Origin of the sequence: Virgibacillus sp. SK37, assembly GCF_000725285.1 — a bacterium.
Taxonomy (GTDB): domain Bacteria; phylum Bacillota; class Bacilli; order Bacillales; family Amphibacillaceae; genus Virgibacillus_Q.
Genome location: NZ_CP007161.1, coordinates 2,566,848 through 2,584,387 on the forward strand (window position 1 = coordinate 2,566,848; position 17,540 = coordinate 2,584,387).

Annotated in this window: 19 protein-coding genes and 1 tRNA gene; 5 read left to right on the top strand and 15 right to left on the bottom strand. The window is 37.3% G+C overall.

Going from position 1 to position 17,540, the window contains the following annotated elements; genetic code table 11:
* Positions 1–140: 140 nt before the first annotated feature.
* The 6 genes from X953_RS13150 to X953_RS13175 form a co-directional block, all read right to left on the bottom strand.
* A complete protein-coding gene (locus X953_RS13150) occupies positions 141–1,424 on the bottom strand; it encodes a GntP family permease (RefSeq protein WP_040955999.1) in 1,284 nt (427 codons plus the stop codon).
* A gap of 26 nt (positions 1,425–1,450) precedes the next feature.
* A complete protein-coding gene (locus X953_RS13155) occupies positions 1,451–2,629 on the bottom strand; it encodes an acetyl-CoA C-acetyltransferase (RefSeq protein ID WP_040956000.1) in 1,179 nt (392 codons plus the stop codon).
* A 19-nt stretch (positions 2,630–2,648) separates the two neighbouring features.
* Positions 2,649–3,425 carry a 3-hydroxybutyrate dehydrogenase gene (locus X953_RS13160; protein ID WP_040956001.1) on the bottom strand — a complete coding sequence of 259 codons (777 nt, stop codon included), beginning with the start codon at positions 3,423–3,425 and terminating at the stop codon, positions 2,649–2,651.
* Positions 3,426–3,440: 15 nt separating this feature from the next.
* Positions 3,441–4,115 (bottom strand): 3-oxoacid CoA-transferase subunit B, encoded by a 675-nt coding sequence (locus X953_RS13165; RefSeq protein ID WP_040956002.1) that lies wholly within the window; start codon positions 4,113–4,115, stop codon positions 3,441–3,443.
* 22 nt (positions 4,116–4,137) lie between these two features.
* Positions 4,138–4,833, bottom strand: a complete 696-nt coding sequence (locus tag X953_RS13170) for a CoA transferase subunit A (RefSeq protein WP_040956003.1) — start codon at positions 4,831–4,833, stop codon at positions 4,138–4,140.
* A gap of 234 nt (positions 4,834–5,067) precedes the next feature.
* Positions 5,068–6,432, bottom strand: a complete 1,365-nt coding sequence (locus tag X953_RS13175; protein ID WP_040956004.1) for a sigma-54-dependent Fis family transcriptional regulator — start codon at positions 6,430–6,432, stop codon at positions 5,068–5,070.
* A 167-nt stretch (positions 6,433–6,599) separates the two neighbouring features.
* Here X953_RS13175 and X953_RS13180 point away from each other — a divergent pair, with 167 nt between their 5' ends.
* The 3 genes from X953_RS13180 (at position 6,600) to X953_RS13190 (ending at position 8,556) form a co-directional block, all read left to right on the top strand.
* Positions 6,600–6,968, top strand: coding sequence for a hypothetical protein (locus tag X953_RS13180; RefSeq protein ID WP_040956005.1), 369 nt, complete (start codon positions 6,600–6,602; stop codon positions 6,966–6,968).
* Positions 6,969–7,100: 132 nt separating this feature from the next.
* Positions 7,101–7,754 carry a hypothetical protein gene (locus X953_RS13185; protein ID WP_040956006.1) on the top strand — a complete coding sequence of 218 codons (654 nt, stop codon included), beginning with the start codon at positions 7,101–7,103 and terminating at the stop codon, positions 7,752–7,754.
* A gap of 286 nt (positions 7,755–8,040) precedes the next feature.
* Positions 8,041–8,556 carry a CotY/CotZ family spore coat protein gene (locus X953_RS13190; RefSeq protein ID WP_040956007.1) on the top strand — a complete coding sequence of 172 codons (516 nt, stop codon included), beginning with the start codon at positions 8,041–8,043 and terminating at the stop codon, positions 8,554–8,556.
* A gap of 36 nt (positions 8,557–8,592) precedes the next feature.
* Here the strand turns inward: X953_RS13190 and aroD are convergent, their stop codons facing one another.
* Positions 8,593–9,351 (bottom strand): type I 3-dehydroquinate dehydratase, encoded by a 759-nt coding sequence (gene aroD, locus X953_RS13195; protein ID WP_040956008.1) that lies wholly within the window; start codon positions 9,349–9,351, stop codon positions 8,593–8,595.
* Positions 9,352–9,479: 128 nt separating this feature from the next.
* Here aroD and X953_RS13200 point away from each other — a divergent pair, with 128 nt between their 5' ends.
* Positions 9,480–10,004: a shikimate kinase gene (locus X953_RS13200; protein ID WP_040956009.1), complete on the top strand. Its 525-nt coding sequence runs from the start codon at positions 9,480–9,482 to the stop codon at positions 10,002–10,004.
* A gap of 382 nt (positions 10,005–10,386) precedes the next feature.
* Here X953_RS13200 and X953_RS13205 read toward each other — a convergent pair.
* Positions 10,387–10,460: transfer RNA gene (locus X953_RS13205), tRNA-Arg, on the bottom strand.
* A gap of 212 nt (positions 10,461–10,672) precedes the next feature.
* Between X953_RS13205 and clpP the strand changes: the two genes are divergently transcribed.
* Entirely contained in the window at positions 10,673–11,263 is a 591-nt protein-coding gene (clpP, locus tag X953_RS13210; RefSeq protein WP_040956010.1) for an ATP-dependent Clp endopeptidase proteolytic subunit ClpP, read from the top strand.
* Between the two features lie 42 nt (positions 11,264–11,305).
* On the opposite strand, the gene X953_RS13215 is transcribed toward clpP, so the two are convergent.
* The 7 genes from X953_RS13215 to X953_RS13245 all read right to left on the bottom strand — a co-directional run bounded on the left by X953_RS13215 (position 11,306) and on the right by X953_RS13245 (position 17,450).
* Positions 11,306–11,560 (bottom strand): HPr family phosphocarrier protein, encoded by a 255-nt coding sequence (locus X953_RS13215; protein ID WP_040956011.1) that lies wholly within the window; start codon positions 11,558–11,560, stop codon positions 11,306–11,308.
* A gap of 166 nt (positions 11,561–11,726) precedes the next feature.
* Complete coding sequence (whiA, locus tag X953_RS13220) at positions 11,727–12,677, bottom strand: DNA-binding protein WhiA (protein ID WP_040956012.1); 951 nt, start codon at positions 12,675–12,677, stop codon at positions 11,727–11,729.
* Between the two features lie 29 nt (positions 12,678–12,706).
* Positions 12,707–13,666, bottom strand: a complete 960-nt coding sequence (yvcK, locus tag X953_RS13225; RefSeq protein ID WP_019377717.1) for a YvcK family protein — start codon at positions 13,664–13,666, stop codon at positions 12,707–12,709.
* Position 13,667: 1 nt separating this feature from the next.
* Positions 13,668–14,552 (bottom strand): RNase adapter RapZ, encoded by an 885-nt coding sequence (rapZ, locus tag X953_RS13230; RefSeq protein ID WP_040956013.1) that lies wholly within the window; start codon positions 14,550–14,552, stop codon positions 13,668–13,670.
* 28 nt (positions 14,553–14,580) lie between these two features.
* A complete protein-coding gene (locus X953_RS13235) occupies positions 14,581–15,045 on the bottom strand; it encodes an 8-oxo-dGTP diphosphatase (protein WP_040956014.1) in 465 nt (154 codons plus the stop codon).
* A 372-nt stretch (positions 15,046–15,417) separates the two neighbouring features.
* A complete protein-coding gene (gene trxB, locus X953_RS13240) occupies positions 15,418–16,371 on the bottom strand; it encodes a thioredoxin-disulfide reductase (protein WP_040956015.1) in 954 nt (317 codons plus the stop codon).
* An 80-nt stretch (positions 16,372–16,451) separates the two neighbouring features.
* On the bottom strand, positions 16,452–17,450 hold the full coding sequence (locus X953_RS13245) for a lipopolysaccharide assembly protein LapB (RefSeq protein ID WP_040956016.1): 999 nt from the start codon (positions 17,448–17,450) through the stop codon (positions 16,452–16,454).
* Positions 17,451–17,540 lie beyond the last annotated feature (90 nt).

A 17,540-nucleotide genomic window follows, 5' to 3' on the forward strand; every position in this document is an offset into this window, starting at 1 on the left:
ATAAATAGTAATGAAAATTCAATATAATTTGATTGATGTTTGAAAATTGAGACGAAAGTCATGTATGCGAAGAATAAAAAGAGGAGTAAGCGAAATTTCGCTTACTCCTCTTTTTTATTTATAGGATAAATATTGTCAGTTTAGTATATGCCTAGGGAAGCAAATAGAATGGCAATTACAACCGCAATGACCGGAATTAGCACTGCAACAACAAATATATCTTTATAGCTGTCTTTATGCGACATGCCCGTTATTGTAAGCAAAGTCAATACTGCCCCATTATGTGGAAGCGCATCCAATCCACCGGATGAAAGAGATGCTATTCTGTGAAAAGCTTCAGGTGAAATTCCACTATTCATAGCTATCTCATAATATTTTGAACCAAGCGCTTCCAATGCGATGCCCATACCTCCAGATGCTGAACCTGTTGCTCCTGCTAGAATATTGACTGCCACCGCTTCTGATATAAGAGGATTTCCTTTTATCCCCATTAAGATCTCTGTTAACTTCTCGAACCCTGGAACTACTTTTACAACTGTACCAAAACCAACTGCTGCACTCGTATTAATAATAGCAGTAACGGAACCAACTGCCCCGCCATTTATTGCTGTAACAAACTTTTTAAATTTACTTATATTTAATACCATGATTAATAGAATACCAGTTATTAGAGCAGTAATTATATCAAATTTAAATACATTTAATGTTACCAATACAGCTACTAACGGCAAGATAGATAATAAGAAAGCTGGAGGCTCCGTCTCTTTCTCTAGTACATTTTTATCCTTTGGCTCTGAAAAGGTTTCTCCGTTACGGGTTAACGTGCTTTCCCTCCAAAGAAGATAAAAGTACCCTCCACCAGCCATAATAACAGCACCAATTATCCCCATAATCGGCGCCGCCATGGGACCGGTTTTAAAGTAATCCATCGGTATTAAGTTTTGAATTTGTGGTGTTCCAGGAATTGCTGTCATTGTAAAGGTAAAGGCACCTAACGCTACAGTAGGAGGGATTAGTCTTCTACTAATGTTGGCTTCACGGAATAAAGATAATGCTAATGGGTATACCGCAAAAACGACTACGAATAGACTAACTCCACCGTAGGTAAGTACAGCAGCAGAAGCTAGAACACCAAGAATCGCACGTTTCGTGCCGATAATCTTAGTTAAAGCAACTGCCACAGATCTGGCCATACCTGTATCCTCCATCAATTTACCAAATATAGCCCCTAGCATAAAAACAGGAAACCATGCCTGAGCGAAGGACACAAAGCCACCCATATATGTGTCTTTATATGCTTCAAGTAAATCCAGCCCCCCTGTTAATGCTACGACACCGGCAGCTATTGGTGCTACCCAAATGATAGACCATCCTAAGTATGCTAATACCATTAAAACAAGTAAACCAAGTAAAATACCAAACATATATAAACCCCTCCCTGAATCCTGTTTTAATTTACTTCAACTACCATTGCTATTCCTTGACCGCCTCCAATACATAGGGATGCTACTCCATATGTTAAACCTCGTCTTTTAAGTTCCTTACATAGCGAATACACCACTCTTGTACCACTTGCACCAATCGGATGTCCCAAGGCAATAGCTCCTCCGTTGACATTTACTATACTTCGGTCTAGCTCTAACTCTTTTTCCACTGCAAGATATTGAGAAGCAAATGCCTCATTTACCTCAATAAGATCCATGTCTTCTAAAGTCAAGTTTGCTCTTTTCAACGCTTGTTGTATTGCTGGAACTGGCCCTATCCCCATAATAGATGGCTCAACCCCCGCTATTCCCCAGGAAATAATTCTAGCCAAAGGTTTACGTTTTGTTGTGGATACGTAATCGCCAGTAGCTATAATAAGCGCTCCTGCCCCATCATTAATTCCACTGGCATTCCCCCCTGTAACCGTTCCTGCTTTCTTGAATGCAGATTTCAGCTTGGCGAGTTTCTCTGTTGTAGTATCGTCACGAATATGTTCATCCGTATTATGCTCTGTCTTTCCTTTTCTTGAAGTTATTTCAACTGGTACAATTTCCTCCATAAACTTCCCATCATCACGCGCCTTTGCTGCTCGTTGATGACTTAGAGCTGCATACTCATCCTGTTCTTCTCTGCTAATCTTGTACTTGTCAGCAAGATTCTCAGCAGTAACCCCCATGCCTGCCCCAATATACTCATCTGTTAGAGAAGCCCAAAGCATATCATCAACTTGCGGAGCACTTAGCTTTGTGCCAAATCTACTTCCTCTGAGCGCATATGGTGCTAGACTCATATTTTCCACCCCGCCAGCTAATGCTATGTTGCCTTCCCCGAGCATTAGTGATTGTGCTGCTGACACAACAGATTGTAGTCCTGAACCACATAACCGATTTACCGTTAATGCAGGTTTATCTACGGGTATACCACTTTTTAAGGCTACATGCCTAGTTAAATACGGCGCATTTTTGGTTGAATGAATGACATTACCCATTACGGTTAAATCTACTTCCTCTGGATTAACATTACTTCTTTTAAATGCTTCTGCGCTTGCTGCTACAGCCAATTCTGTTGGATCTACATCCTTAAACATCCCACCAAATGTTCCAAAGGGAGTTCGTGCACCTTCTAAAATATATACATCCTTCATTTTATCCCTCTCTTTTCACTTATTGAGCGGTATAACCACCATCGATTACAACCGCTTGACCTGTCACACCTTTTGCTTTATCACTTGCTAAGAACATAACATAGTCGGATACTTCCTCTACCTCTAACAGCCGCTTCTGGGGAACCAATGGATAAATTACCTCTTCTAGTACTTTTTCCAATGAAATATCCCTGTTCTCGGCCAACCCTTCCAACTGGTTTCGCACCAATGGAGTATCTACATATCCAGGGCAGATAGCATTCACAGTAACTCCATCTGCAGCACCTTCAAGGGCCGCTACTTTTGTTAACCCAATTAATCCATGTTTAGCACTATTGTAAGCAGCTTTTCCAGCAAAACCGATAAGCCCATTAATAGAGGCCATATTAATAATCCGTCCAGCCCCTTGTTTTTTCATAATGGGGAATGCATGTTTAATTGCCGTAAATGGAGCTACCAGCATTATCTTTGTCATCAATTCAAATTTCTCTGTTGGAAAATCTTCAATGGAATCGACATGCTGTAGACCTGCATTGTTAACCAAAACATCTAACCTTCCATACGTTTTCGTAGTATGTTCAATCGCTGACTGAATTTCTTTTTCATTCGTGACATCACATGCTAAACCAATACAGGAGTAACCTTCTTCCTTTAGTTTATCAGCAACTTCCTCTACTTTTTCTTTATTAATATCAGAAAATACTACTTTAGCGCCTTCCTTTGCAAACCCAACACCGATTTCATAGCCGATTCCACTGGCTGCACCAGTAATGAATACAACTTTATTTTTCACCATATCTAAAACCTCCTTTTAAAATGAAAACATTTTTACATGTTCACTAATTTGCAGCTTTGCCTCTGTAGAAGCAACTATATCTTCAACCGTCCAACCATCAGCGACTTCAATAAGATGCAGACCATCTTCTTTTACATCTATTACTGCGCGATCGGTAATAATTCGATTCACCACCTGTTTACCGGTTAGAGGTAATTTGCATTGATTGAGAATTTTGGGCTCACCATGTTTATTTACATGGTCCATAATAACAACTATTTTCTTAGCACCATGTACAATATCCATGGCCCCACCCATTCCTTTGATCATTTTTCCAGGGATCATCCAATTAGCCAAATCGCCTGTTTCAGATACTTCCATTCCTCCAAGGATGGCCAAGTCTAAATGTTCTCCGCGAATCATGGCAAAAGATTCTGCATTGCTAAAATAAGATGCTCCTATTGCCGCTGTTACGGTCTCTTTCCCAGCATTAATTAAGTCTGGATCAACCTCTTCTTGTAATGGTGATTTTCCGATTCCCAGCAAACCATTTTCAGATTGAAGGACCATTTCCTTATTAGGCTGAATATAATTTGCTACCATTGTCGGCATACCAATACCTAAATTCACATAAAAACCATTTTTAATTTCCCTTTCAGCCCGACGTGCAATTCTTTCTCGAGTTGCTGCTTTATCCATTTGCTTCAACATTGTTGTTAACCTCCTATTCGTTTTATGCTTCTTGCCTTAATGTCAAACGTTCTATCTTCTTCTCTTGTTTACCTTCAATTAGTCCTTGGACATAGATTCCCGGAGTATGAACATGATCCGGATTAATACTCCCTGCTTCAACAAGTTCTTCCACTTCAGCAATTGTTACGTTAGCTGCTGCAGCCATCATCGGATTGAAGTTACGCGCTGTTTTATTATAAATAAGGTTCCCATGTTTATCTCCCTTAAGTGCTCTAATTAAGCTAAAATCAGCCTTTAAAGCAGTTTCCATTACATATTCTTTATTATCAAATACGCGTACTTCTTTTTCGGCTGCAATAGGTGTTCCAACTCCCGCCGGGGTATAGAAAGCGGGAATACCAGCTCCACCAGCCCGTATTCGTTCTGCAAGTGTCCCTTGTGGATTAAGTTCCACTTCTAACTCTCCTGCTAATACTTGGCGTTCAAACTCTTTATTCTCCCCCACATAAGATCCAATCATTTTGTCTATTTGCTTATTTTCCAACAGTAATCCAAGTCCCCAATCATCTACCCCACAATTGTTGGAGATGACCGTGAGATGTTTTACGTTACTTTCCACCAGGGCAAGAATCAAGTTTTCAGGTATACCAACAAGTCCGAATCCTCCCACCATAATCGTGGATCCGTCTTTAATATTTTGTATTGCTTCACTAAATGATGTATAGATTGTTTTCATTTTCCTTCCACTCCTCTCACAATTTAATATGCAATAACCATGCCAACTTTTTAAAAAGGGAAAACCTCCTGAAATGGAGGATAGTGTAACAATTAAAATAAGCTCTTTTCCGGAAATTCGGAAAAAGAGCTTTGTGTTACTCTTATATTTTTCTCAGAACGATTGACAGACTATTCTAATTAACAAGAAATCATATTCCGCTAGTCCGGAAACACATTCCATAATTACGGAATATTATAGATTATATTTTTTAATTTTATCATAAAAACTGGACTTACCTATCTTTAAACGTTTTGCAGCTTGTATCTTGTCACCATTTGACTGTTTTAGCGCATTTTTCAATGCCTGCTTCTCTGCTTGGTCAATAATTTCTTTTAAACTTCCTTTTTGAGGGTGTAACACTATATCCTTTTTTAAATGATCAGGTAAATCTTCCATCGTAATTGTTTCACTCGTGGATAAATGTACAGCTGATTCAATTACATTTTCTAATTCGCGAATATTACCAGGCCAAGAATAATTAGTAAAAAACTCAAATACCTGTTGATCGAAGTCCAACACACGTTTACCAGAACGATTTGTCACCTTAGTTAAAATATACTTTGCCAAAATCCGTATATCCTCCGGACGTTCCTTTAATGAAGGAATATAGAGCTGGATTACATTAATTCTGTAAAACAAGTCTTCACGGAATCGTCCCTCTTGAATTAATTTTTCCAGTGGCTGATTTGTTGCCGCTACAACCCGTACATCAATCTTCTGAGTTTGCACTGAACCAATTGCCTCTACTTCTCCCTCTTGCAATACACGTAAAATTTTCACTTGAGCACCCAAAGGCATATCACCAATTTCATCAAGGAAGATCGTTCCTCCATCAGCAAGCTGAAAATTACCCAACTTACCACCTTTTTTTGCCCCGGTAAAAGCACCTTCTGTATAACCAAATAACTCTGATTCAAGTAAATGCTCAGGGATCGCAGCACAATTGACTTTAATAAAAGGTTTCTGATTTCGCTCACTCAGATGGTGAATACTGTGAGCAAATAATTCTTTACCTGTTCCACTTTCCCCACGCAGCAAAATAGTAACGTCACCCGTAGCCACCTTTTTAACCTGATTTTTAATTTTACTCAATTGTGGAGAGCTCCCTACAATATCATGCAACGAATAAGTAACTCCATATCTGTCATCCAATTGACTTCTATAACGTTCCACTTCAAGCATGAGGTCCTTAATATGGCTATTCATTTTCATCCATTCTTTTGTATCACGAAAAAGAACCGTTCCAACAGCCCCAACAATTTCTCCATCCGCATAAACAGGAATCCGATTTGCTATCATGTGATTCCCCCGGATATATTGCAAATCTGCTATCTCCTCAATTCCAGTTCGTGCCACAATATGCATACGTGTGTTTTCGATGACTTCTTCCACATGTTTACCAATAATCTCATCTCGGTTTACTTCAATAAAATCACAATACGTTTTATTCATATATGTAATGAGTCCTTTAGCATCAACAATCACAAAACAATGATAAGCATTTTCTAAAACCGTTTCAAAAATCTCATCTTTATATTTACTGTTAAAAGGTAACATTTTGCTGATTTTCCCTCCTTATCCTATTTCTCCTATAGTTTATTGTTTTCTAATAATATCATTTAAGTAGTCATACGTAATCATGAAGAGTAGGGTTTCTGCTCATACAAGTACGGATAACCATGCATACACTGAAATAAATATAAATTGCAGAAAGGAGATTTGATATGGAACATTATAAAAAGTGTTTACCAAATGTATGTTATTGTACTTGCGGAGCATCTAACCATTGCTGTAGTTGCAAACACAAATCCAAACCATGTAAAGATAATCTAAGTGAATTCCTTGGTTCGGCTGCTGATATTGAAAAAGCACTCGCGAATGCGATTAACGCAAAAAGTGAATTATTAAGAGATGATAATTTGACTCCTAAAGAAAAAATACTATATTCTACTAAACTGGAAAATTTAATTAAGCTTGCAATAAAGAAGGAGATTATATTGGAGTTTTTATTGGAAGATGCAATAAATGTTTGTGAATTTGATGATAAATGTAAAAAACACTGGCCAAAAGGAGATTCGCATTCGGGTTGTTAATCTACAAAACATGAAAGTTAGAATAATACCTTCACACAATAGCCTGTTTATCTGTTGATAGGGATAGTAGCCAATACTCTTTCCTTATCAACTACATAACGTATAAGTAAACAATGAAAGGAGGAAAAAAGAATGCCACAAAACGATTTTTTAAGAGCAGTTGCTAGTATGGAGCAAGCTTTAGCAGATGTATTGTCACGTTCATCAGCAGCGAATGCTTCTTCTGCAGATTTGCACAGATTGTTAAAATTAATTATTAAAAAGGAGATTGTGCTTGAATTTTTACTGGAGGAGTTTCCTTTCCCGGACAATGGGGTAGATCCTGAGCCACCAGCTGGATGTGAAACATGTTCTATCTTCTATAATAGAGGATCAATTGATGCAGTATTAAATATACCTGAAGAAGACCCTGTAAACGGTATGGCTGACCCTTTAAGAATCCGTTTCTGTCCTTGTAACAATCCTGACAGAAACGAAGTAGTGTTGCAATTTAATGCTGATAATACAGCAATAAATGATTTTAGATTTGAAGGATTTATAACTGCAATTTTGAGCTGTGATGCAGCAACAGATAATGCAGTATTTACAGGCGAAGGATCTATTAACGGGCAAGTATATGATGTAGAAATTACAATTACAACTGACAACCTAGGAAACCAAACAATCACATTTGACTTTACGAACCAAAATAATTCCAGTGATACGTTCACTGTTGTCATGTCACCATCTAGCTCCAGCCCAGATCAACGTATTGATATTGTAGATTGTACAGCCGCAGGCAGCTAATCAGTATAGAGGTTTAGATACAAGCCACACAATGCAACTTAAAAAGCTCCAATTATCCGTTTTATGATAATTGGGGCTTTTTTAATGATGGTTAATTTCTGTTTATGGTCCTGGTTTTTATGGTTTAACTGGTAACCAGATTTCACGGCTTTCTGTGTTTTCCCTTTATAATAAAAGCAGCATTATTTCTTTATTAACCAAAACCTTTCTATAGGTGCATATACAATCAAGTTTTATTTTCCATCATACAATGTTAAGAGGAAAGTATAAAAGGAGATGATTTATTATGAAAGGCTGTGATCACTCTTCCCATTGTATAAAAGAAACACTCCAATCCATTCTTTTAGCACAAAACGAAGTAACTTATGACTCATGCGATTCTTCATGTAAAAAGTCAATTGCTGATCTATCAAAAAAGAGAAGAAAATATTCAAAGAAGAATACGGTCCCTTTTATTTTATATGGTAAGGATAATAAACCTTTTGAAGCAACAGGTATAACGACTTATAAGGATGTCTGCACAAAAAAGAAGAAATTTATATGTATTGAATCCTTTGTTTTTAGAATTAAATCATTAGAAGGAGAATGCGCTATACTTGAACTCCTTACCTTTGATTGTAATAAAGATAATTGTTGTATACTCCAACATCATACGGAGCACGATTGCACACCATGCTGTCAAGTTGATGAGGAATATGTAGATGACCTTATGGCAACAGGAATCTGTGTAAAAGTAGATATTGCATGTTTTTGCGCCATTTCCTGTTTACCAGCCGTGCATTTACAAAAACATGTAGGATAATAGAGGTATAGTCTATTATCCTTTTTCAACTAGATATTAAAGTTTCAATAACTTCAAGCTTGATCTAACTGACTCGATACCAATCTGTCCAGGTGCTGAGGTCTTCTTACCTGCTGCAAAAGTAGCAGTTGAGCCAAACAGTTCTCCAGAAAGCCTGCTTATAATTCCTAATTGCCCCATTGCCATGGTAATCATCGGTTGTTGCACACCATTTTCTTTTGCAGACAAAGTGCTATGCATTAAATTCAGCACATCTCTACTTGTAATTGGCATAACAGCTATCTTTAATACATCTGCACCTAATTTTTCCATTTGATAAAGACGAAAGGCAAGTTCCTCGTTAGTAGGAGTTTTCGTAAAATCATGGTTAGATATGACCACTTTCATATCGACTCCTTGTGCTTTTTCTATAAATTCCTTTATTTTGGCTTTTTGATCATAGAATAATTCAACATCCATGAGTTCAACCTGCCCTGTGTTTACTATTGCTTCCAGCAGGGTCCAATAATAAGAGTGAGATATTTTACAGTCTCCGCCCTCTTTTACAGTTCGAAAGGTGAATAAGATAGGGATGTCTATTAAAACTTTTTTCAATCTGTCTAAGAGGGTTGTTACAGCTTGAATTTGCTTCACTTCTTCATACTTGTCTACTCTCCATTCAACTATATCTGGTTGCAATTTAACTATACTTTCTGCTTCATCCAATAACTCTTTATTCGTTTTCCCTACCAATGGCACAATAATCTTTGGTTGCCCATCACCTAATTTCACATTTCCTATCTCAACTATTTTCACATTCACTCTCTCCCTTTTCTATCTGGCAATCAATTTATTGATAGTTTACCATTTTCCATACACATTTTTACAAAAAAATTATTTTGCCTTATACTTATTTTAATTAATCGGACAGTAAAGGAGTAACTATGGATAACAATACTAGTATTATTTTAATTGGATTTATGGGCAGTGGAAAAACAACGATTGGGCAAGAGCTTGCAAATCTTATGGACCGTGAATTCATTGATCTTGATAAGGAAATAGAAAGAAAATATAACTTAAAAACGACTGAGATTTTTGAGAAATATGGAGAAACGGTATTTCGTCAAGAAGAAAAGAGAATGGTCATTCACTTTGCAAAACAGAAAAATAAAGTGATTTCTCTAGGAGGGGGAGCCTTTCTGCAAAATGAAGTTAGAGATTTTTGTCTAGAAAACGGTATCGTTATTTATTTGGAAATTGAATGGGAAGCATGGTTGCAAAGATTGGATGAACTAATTTCTGACAGGCCTTTACTACAAGGAAAAAGTATAAACGAAATTAAACAGTTATTTGATACACGTAGAGAAATTTATGAAAGAAATCACATTAGAATTATAACGGATCACCAGACAGTAGCCGAGACTGCTCTACAAATTAAAAAGGAAACAGAGGATATAGCTACTCAATAAAATTTTGGAAGAATCTTCGCATCTTTATGTAACTCTTTATTCATCTATTTACGGATCATTGTTATTAAGGTTAATGATAGACATTAAGCGGCTGTTTCCTTGTCGCAATGTCCGTCATAGAGGCGATGATAGACATTAAGTGCCGGTTTCCTTGTCGCAATGTCCGTCATAGAGATGATGATAGACATTAAGTGCCGGTTTCCTTGTCGCAATGTCCGTCATAGAGGTGATGATAGACATTGAGCTACCTTTTCATCCTACCAATGTCTTTCAACATATTGATAGCCTATAATAAGCGGCTATTTTATAAGAACTTACACACAAAAGCACATACAACAAAAAATCAGGCCCCCTTAAACTTAAGGGGCCTGATTTTATATAGCGCGCCCAGAGGGATTCGAACCCCCGACACTTGGTACCGGAAACCAAAGCTCTATCCAACTGAGCTATGGGCGCATAGGACTATTTTTATTTGACACAATGGATATTATAACGCTTCCTGAATTGTTATACAAGTGTTTTAACAAAAAAGATGTTTATTTTATATTTATCTGGGAAAGCTTGAAAGTAGTTTTAAGGAGAAAATTGTAGAGCGTTTTTGTTTGACCTTCACTGACCTATTGGTTATGATAAACATAGAACGTATTGATAAAGGAGGAAATAGATTTATGAACTTAATTCCTACAGTTATTGAACAGACAAACCGCGGTGAACGCGCATATGACATTTATTCACGTTTATTGAAAGACCGTATTATTATGCTTGGTAGTGCCATTGATGATAACGTGGCCAACTCCATTGTTGCCCAATTACTTTTCTTGGAAGCAGAAGATCCGGATAAGGATATCTCCTTATACATCAACTCTCCAGGTGGATCTATCACTGCAGGTATGGCAATTTTCGATACCATGCAATTTATTAAACCGAATGTTTCCACCATCTGTACAGGTATGGCTGCATCTATGGGTGCCTTTTTACTTGCTGCTGGTGAGAAGGGAAAACGCTATGCATTACCAAATAGTGAAGTTATGATTCACCAACCTTTAGGTGGGACACAAGGACAAGCAACAGATATCGAGATCCATGCTAAACGTATTATTCAGATGCGCGAAAAGATTAACGAGATCTTATCAGAACGCACCGGCCAACCTATTGAAGTAATTGAACGTGACACAGACCGTGATAACTTCATGACAGCTGAAAAATCAGTTGATTATGGCCTGATTGACAAAATTTTAACAAGAAATTCCGATAAGTAAAAAAGACACTGCCACCGGGAAATCAATCCCAGGTGGCAGTTCTTATATATTTGAAACAAATGAGATTAAATGTTGTATGGCCTCTTCTTCGTCAATACCGTCAGCAATCAATGTAATACTTTCTCCATTTGTAATTGCCAGACTCATTAACCCCATAATACTTTTTGCATTCACTTTTTTCCCATCTTTTTCAAGAAACAGATTTGCCGAATAACGGTTTGCCTCTTGAACAAACTGTGCTGCTGGTCTTGCTTGTAAACCTGTTTCCAATTGAACATTGACGGATTTTTCCACCAAATTACTCATCCTCCCCATTTTTCACGTAAGCGCTGTCACAGTAGATTATTAGAGGATCGGCAGTAGTACATATATCTTCTGCCGATCCTTATCGCAAAATACTATTTTTCTTTTTATATAAATTATCCGTATTATATCATGAATGGTCTACAAAATAAATAAAATATTACTTTTCCATTATTGCTTCTCCACGCTTAATCTTTTCGGCAAATTCATCTATTTTTTTTAGTCTATGGTTTACACCTGATTTTGAAATTTTACCACTTGAGACTAACTCTCCCAGCTCTTTCAGAGATACATCTTGATGCTGGACACGTAGAATAGCAATTTCCCGGAGTTTTTCTGGTAATTGATCAAGCCCAACCGTTTTATCAATTAGGTTGATATTCTCAATTTGTCGAAACGCTGCACCAATTGTTTTATTTAAATTTGCAGTTTCACAATTCACTAATCTATTCACTGAATTTCGCATGTCACGAACAATCCGAACATCCTCAAATTTAAACAATGCATTATGTGCGCCAATAATGCTTAGAAACTCAGTGATTTTTTCTGCTTCTTTCATATACACAATAAAGCCATTCTTTCTCTCCAGCTTCCTGGCATGTAGTCCAAAATCGTTTAGTAAATCGCATAAAGCATCATTGTGCTCCTGGTAATAATTTGCTATTTCCAAATGATAGGAAGAGGTCTCCGGATTATTAATGGAGCCACCTGCAAGAAATACTCCACGAAGATATGCACGCCTACAGCAAGCCTCTTTCAAATACTTTGGTGATATGGTACGGACAAATGTGTGGGTGCCTTGCAAAATGTCTAAATCAGCTAATAAACTACTTACATCTTCCTTTAATCTCACAATATATACATTATTTTTTTTCAGCTTCATTTTCTTTCGTACAAGTAACTCTACCGGAATCGTATAAATCGACTTAATCAAGGAATATATTCTTCGCGCAATTGCTGCATTTTCTGTTTGAATGTCGAGAACGTAACGTTGCTTCGATAATGAGAGTGCTCCATTCATACGAATTAGAGCTGAGAGCTCCGCATGCCTGCAGCATTCCTCAACTTCAATTGATGTTAACTCTTTTTTTATTTCTGATGCAAAAGACATAATATCCCCCCTTAACAAATCCCTGTAATTTATTTATCTATAATGGAATACAGGAGTTTGGCTACTTTATCATTATCATGACGTAGTGTAGATTGGGAATGATCAATAATATCCCCTTCAATGATTTGCAAACCCATTTCCAATAGTCTTTCTATATCGTATACAACCGGTTCTGCATTTTCCTCCGCATATACGGCCCGCACTGCTTTCTTTATAGGTTCATTATGTACCACAATAGAATCGATCGTGCCTTTGCCAATATGGTCAAAAATTGCCTGTACATGATCAGATGCCGTATATCCAGTAGTCTCTCCAGCTTGGGTCATAACATTACATACATACACTACTTTTGCTTTTGCATGTTGTATAGCATCAGCCACACCCGGCATAATAATTGTAGGCATAATACTTGTATACAAGCTCCCGGGCGCTATTACAATTAAATCAGCCCTTTCCAACGCACGAATAGCATTAGGTAAAGGTTCTACAGGTTGAGGGCTAAGAAACACCCTTTCAATATGTTTATTAGACAATGGTATATTTGATTCACCCGATATGACAGTCCCGTCTGTCATCCTTGCATGTAAAGACATATTGTCATTAGATATTGGGTATATTTTACCTTTTACATTTAATACTCTGGAGATTTCTTTAATCCCTTTATTAAAATTTCCAGTTATTGTTGCCATTGCCGCAAGCAATAAATTACCAAGCGAATGACCTGATAAGCCATTCCCTACATTAAAACGGTGTTGGAATAATTCCAGTAACATCGGTTCAGCGTCAGACAAGGCAGCAATGACATTACGAATATCACCTGGAGCCGGGATTGCCATCTCATTTCTTATTCTCCCTGTACTTCCACCATCATCAGCCACAGTAACAAGTGAGGTCAGTTGAATGGGCAGATTTTTCAAACCTCTGAGTAGTACAGGCATGCCTGTACCTCCCCCAACTACGACTACTTGAGGCTGCTTATTTTCTGTCATATTAACGTCCCTTTCTTTTGGCAATGTCACGGTGACTGACATGCGTAATATAATTTGATGAGAGCTCTTTTGCAAAAAACTCAGTAAGCGCTACTGAACGATGTTGTCCGCCAGTACATCCTATTGCTACAACTAGTTGGGATTTACCCTCTTTTTTATATTGTGGGAGCATGAATTGTAACAGATCTAAAACCTTCTCTTTGAATTTCTGTGTATCCGACCATTTAAATACATAAGATGAAACATCTTCATCCAACCCAGTTAGTGGTCGCATTTGCTCTACATAATGTGGATTCGGGAGGAATCGAACATCAAAAACTAAATCAGCATCAATAGGCAATCCATATTTGAATCCAAATGAAACGCAATGGACTGAGAAGGTTTCTTGCTTTTCCTCCGTATAATTTTCTAAAATTATTTCTCTTAATTCTTTTGGCTTCAAATTTGTTGTATCTATAATTCGTTGTGCTCTCCCTCTTAGCTCATCAAGCATTTTCCGTTCCTGTTTAATCCCATTTAAAGGAAGGCCCTCTACTGCCAAAGGGTGAGCCCTTCGTGTTTCCTTGTATCTACTTACCAGTTTCTCATTTTTTGCATCAAGAAATAGAATTTGCTCCTCTAACCAATCTTCCTTCGCAAGGCCATCCAATGCTTCAAAGAGAGAGTCAAAAAACTCACGGCCCCGTAAATCCATTACCAGAGCAACTTTTCTTATATTATTAGTTGAGTCCTTCATTAACTCCAAAAATTTAGGTAAAAGCGTTGGAGGCAAATTGTCCACGCAATAATAACCCAAATCCTCAAAACTTTGAACAGCAACTGTCTTTCCCGCACCGGACATTCCAGTAATAATAACTAATTTAGTTTCTTGTTCTCCGTTTCTCATCTATATCTCCCCTTTAGATATGTTGCAATTAATTAACTATGGGATCCAACCGTAAATTAATCAGTTCATAATCCTCTGAATAGGAAAAAGAACCATATAACATGGAGGACGAATTTAAAACATGTTGAAAGATTTTACGGTCTCCTTCAGCCATTGGCAGATATTTCACTTTTTCTGCAGGAACCCATTCCAATTCACCTTCTCTACAGAATTCTATTAAGTTTCCTTCATATTTCTCACATACGAAAGTAAACATCATCCATTCCTGCACCACTTTTTCGCCTTTATGAATCGTAAAAGTGAAACTTCCCATTAATTGAGGATCTATAAGAGTAAGTGCTGTCTCTTCCTGATATTCACGGGTAACAGATTCTTTGATCGATTCACCAAGCTCCATTTTTCCGCCAGGTATGGCGTACCAGCCGCGTCTCGGCTTTTTCATTAATAATATGTGGTTATTATCTATTAATATACAGTTCGTTACTCGCTGCATTTCAATCACCTCAAACTTTCTGGAGGACTTAATACGCTACTACCATTATACTAGGAAAAATAAAATCAACAAGAACTAGTTACTTCAAAAACAAATCACTAAACATACTTAGCAGCATTTAAGAATAAATTAAATTTAACCAGGCTAGCGGAATTGCCTTGGGATCTTAATAACTATTGGAAATTCTAACAAAACGACATGATCAGACAAGCCCTCTTTCTGTACACAAAAAAAGACACAGGTGATTAACACCTGTGCAAGAAACTAATTTATCTATTAAAAGGGGGTCAATTAGTTATTTATATTGTACCCCATAAATATTGCGAGCGTATTACAACAGCGTTAAAAAGCAATTACGATTACGTAAAGTCTTTATTTAGCGCTTGCCTTTAATTCTTCTGAAAGGTCTTCAACATATTTTATAGCACTCTCAGCTGCAATACTTCCGTCACCAGTTGCTGTAACAATTTGTCGAAGTGTTTTTTCACGAATGTCTCCTGCTGCAAATATTCCCGGAATCGATGTAGCCATATGTTCATCTGTAGGAATATATCCTTCTTCGTTTGTGATATTTAAAGATTTAAACGGCTCGCTCAATGGTACCATGCCGATATAGATAAACGTTCCATCAATAGCTTGATCATATACTTCCCCGGTCTTATTATTTTTTAGAGTGGCACTGCCAACTTTTCCATCTTTCTCGTTAATTTTCTCAACTACAGTATCCCAGATGAAATCCATCTTATCGTTATCAAAGGCACGATCCTGTAGTATTTTTTGAGCGCGTAATTCGTCACGACGGTGAACTACTGTTACCTTTTCGGCGAACCGTGTCAAATAAATACCCTCTTCTACGGCCGAGTCACCTCCACCGATTACGATTAGATTTTTGTTTTTAAAGAAGGCCCCGTCACATACAGCGCAATATGAAACGCCTCTACCACTTAACTCTTCTTCACCAGGTATGCCTAATTTCTTATATTGAGCTCCTGTAGTAATGATAAGTGATCTTGTTTTATATTCTTTTTTCCCAGCAATGAGCGTTTTATAATCACCATGGTCAATGACTTCTTTAATATCTCCATAAGCATATTCGGCACCAAACTTCTTAGCATGCTCAAACATTTTATTAGAGAGATCTGGACCTAGGATATGTTCATACCCCGGATAGTTCTCCACATCTTCCGTATTGGCCATTTGACCACCTGGGATTCCTCGCTCAATCATTAATGTATCCAAATTTGCTCTGGAAGCATATACTGCTGCAGTCATTCCGGCCGGTCCGGCACCTGCAATGATTACATCATAAATACGTTCTTCGGACATTTTAAATCGCCCCTTTTTCTTCTTGTAATTATAGCCATATTCAGCTTATAAGAATTAGTTCTTCTCGTCTAATATTATGCTCATTCATCCAGCCATGGATGTTTTTCTTTAGATAGGGATGGATGTCTTTTACAGCCCTCTTCCCATAATGCAACGGCCTTATCAGTCTCTCCTACATGATAAGCTGTATAGCTAAACCATCGGAAATAAGAGGGGTGGCTTTTCACAAGACGCTTTGTTAACTGATAAAAACGTTCGTAAGCCTCTTGTAAATTATCTGTTCGCGCCATAGTCACCGCGATTCTTAACTTTTGTTGGGCATGAATCGGATAAACATTTCTCAATGTCTCAATACACGTTCTATATTCTTTTATCTTGCCCAATTGATAATAAAATAATGCAAGGTTTGTATGTGAATAGAGAGCGGTTGGTTCTTCTTTTAGAATATCAAGTTCTTTTTGGATGGCCTCATCTTCGTGTCCTGAAAAGAATAATGCATGTGTATAATCGTATTTAGCCATTTTGTGTTCAGGAAATAATGTCATCATTTCTTCAATTAACGGGAGTGCTTTTTCCCACTCCATATACTCCATGTGATAGAAAACTGTTTCCTGGTAAATGAGAATCTCATCTTCATCTTCTAATTCCCACTCATCATCATCTTCATCAAAGTCAATTAATTCAAGCAAGCTATGCGCTTCTTCGTGAAAATCGCCATCCGGTTCTTTCTCAAGATAATAATTAACATACTTTTTAGCATCATTAAGTAGGCCTAAGTGGGCGTAATTATTTGCAATTAAATAATAACAATCCACGTAGTCCGTTGTTTGTAACACCTTAGTTAACAGCTGGTTAGCTGCATGGTAAGCACCAATTTCTGTATATATAATTGACATTTGGCAGGCATATAACGGATCTTCAGGTTTTGCCTCCGTTGCCTTTCGCAGCCATTTTATCGCAATATCAAATTTTCTTTTTTGAAAAGCTTCTACACCCTTTGTGAAATAAAAATCACCTTCAGGAATAAAAGGTATAACATTGTTAGATTTTTCTTGGCTTTTTTCTTTTGCTTGTTGCATGTGTATACCCCTAACCTTAACTTCTTATCACGGAACAAAGTATATCATATTTACTAAGGAATAGATATACACCTGAATGTAAAAAACTTT

What these genes read in the sequence shown, in the direction of transcription:
- X953_RS13150 (WP_040955999.1), bottom strand. Translation starts at nt 1,424, where the DNA reads ATGTTTGGTATTTTACTTGGTTTACTTGTTTTAATGGTATTAGCATAC.
- X953_RS13155 (WP_040956000.1), bottom strand. Translation starts at nt 2,629, where the DNA reads ATGAAGGATGTATATATTTTAGAAGGTGCACGAACTCCCTTTGGAACA.
- X953_RS13160 (WP_040956001.1), bottom strand. Translation starts at nt 3,425, where the DNA reads ATGGTGAAAAATAAAGTTGTATTCATTACTGGTGCAGCCAGTGGAATC.
- X953_RS13165 (WP_040956002.1), bottom strand. Translation starts at nt 4,115, where the DNA reads ATGTTGAAGCAAATGGATAAAGCAGCAACTCGAGAAAGAATTGCACGT.
- X953_RS13170 (WP_040956003.1), bottom strand. Translation starts at nt 4,833, where the DNA reads ATGAAAACAATCTATACATCATTTAGTGAAGCAATACAAAATATTAAA.
- X953_RS13175 (WP_040956004.1), bottom strand. Translation starts at nt 6,432, where the DNA reads ATGTTACCTTTTAACAGTAAATATAAAGATGAGATTTTTGAAACGGTT.
- X953_RS13180 (WP_040956005.1), top strand. Translation starts at nt 6,600, where the DNA reads ATGGAACATTATAAAAAGTGTTTACCAAATGTATGTTATTGTACTTGC.
- X953_RS13185 (WP_040956006.1), top strand. Translation starts at nt 7,101, where the DNA reads ATGCCACAAAACGATTTTTTAAGAGCAGTTGCTAGTATGGAGCAAGCT.
- X953_RS13190 (WP_040956007.1), top strand. Translation starts at nt 8,041, where the DNA reads ATGAAAGGCTGTGATCACTCTTCCCATTGTATAAAAGAAACACTCCAA.
- X953_RS13200 (WP_040956009.1), top strand. Translation starts at nt 9,480, where the DNA reads ATGGATAACAATACTAGTATTATTTTAATTGGATTTATGGGCAGTGGA.
- clpP (WP_040956010.1), top strand. Translation starts at nt 10,673, where the DNA reads ATGAACTTAATTCCTACAGTTATTGAACAGACAAACCGCGGTGAACGC.
- whiA (WP_040956012.1), bottom strand. Translation starts at nt 12,677, where the DNA reads ATGTCTTTTGCATCAGAAATAAAAAAAGAGTTAACATCAATTGAAGTT.
- yvcK (WP_019377717.1), bottom strand. Translation starts at nt 13,666, where the DNA reads ATGACAGAAAATAAGCAGCCTCAAGTAGTCGTAGTTGGGGGAGGTACA.
- rapZ (WP_040956013.1), bottom strand. Translation starts at nt 14,552, where the DNA reads ATGAGAAACGGAGAACAAGAAACTAAATTAGTTATTATTACTGGAATG.
- X953_RS13235 (WP_040956014.1), bottom strand. Translation starts at nt 15,045, where the DNA reads ATGCAGCGAGTAACGAACTGTATATTAATAGATAATAACCACATATTA.
- trxB (WP_040956015.1), bottom strand. Translation starts at nt 16,371, where the DNA reads ATGTCCGAAGAACGTATTTATGATGTAATCATTGCAGGTGCCGGACCG.
- X953_RS13245 (WP_040956016.1), bottom strand. Translation starts at nt 17,450, where the DNA reads ATGCAACAAGCAAAAGAAAAAAGCCAAGAAAAATCTAACAATGTTATA.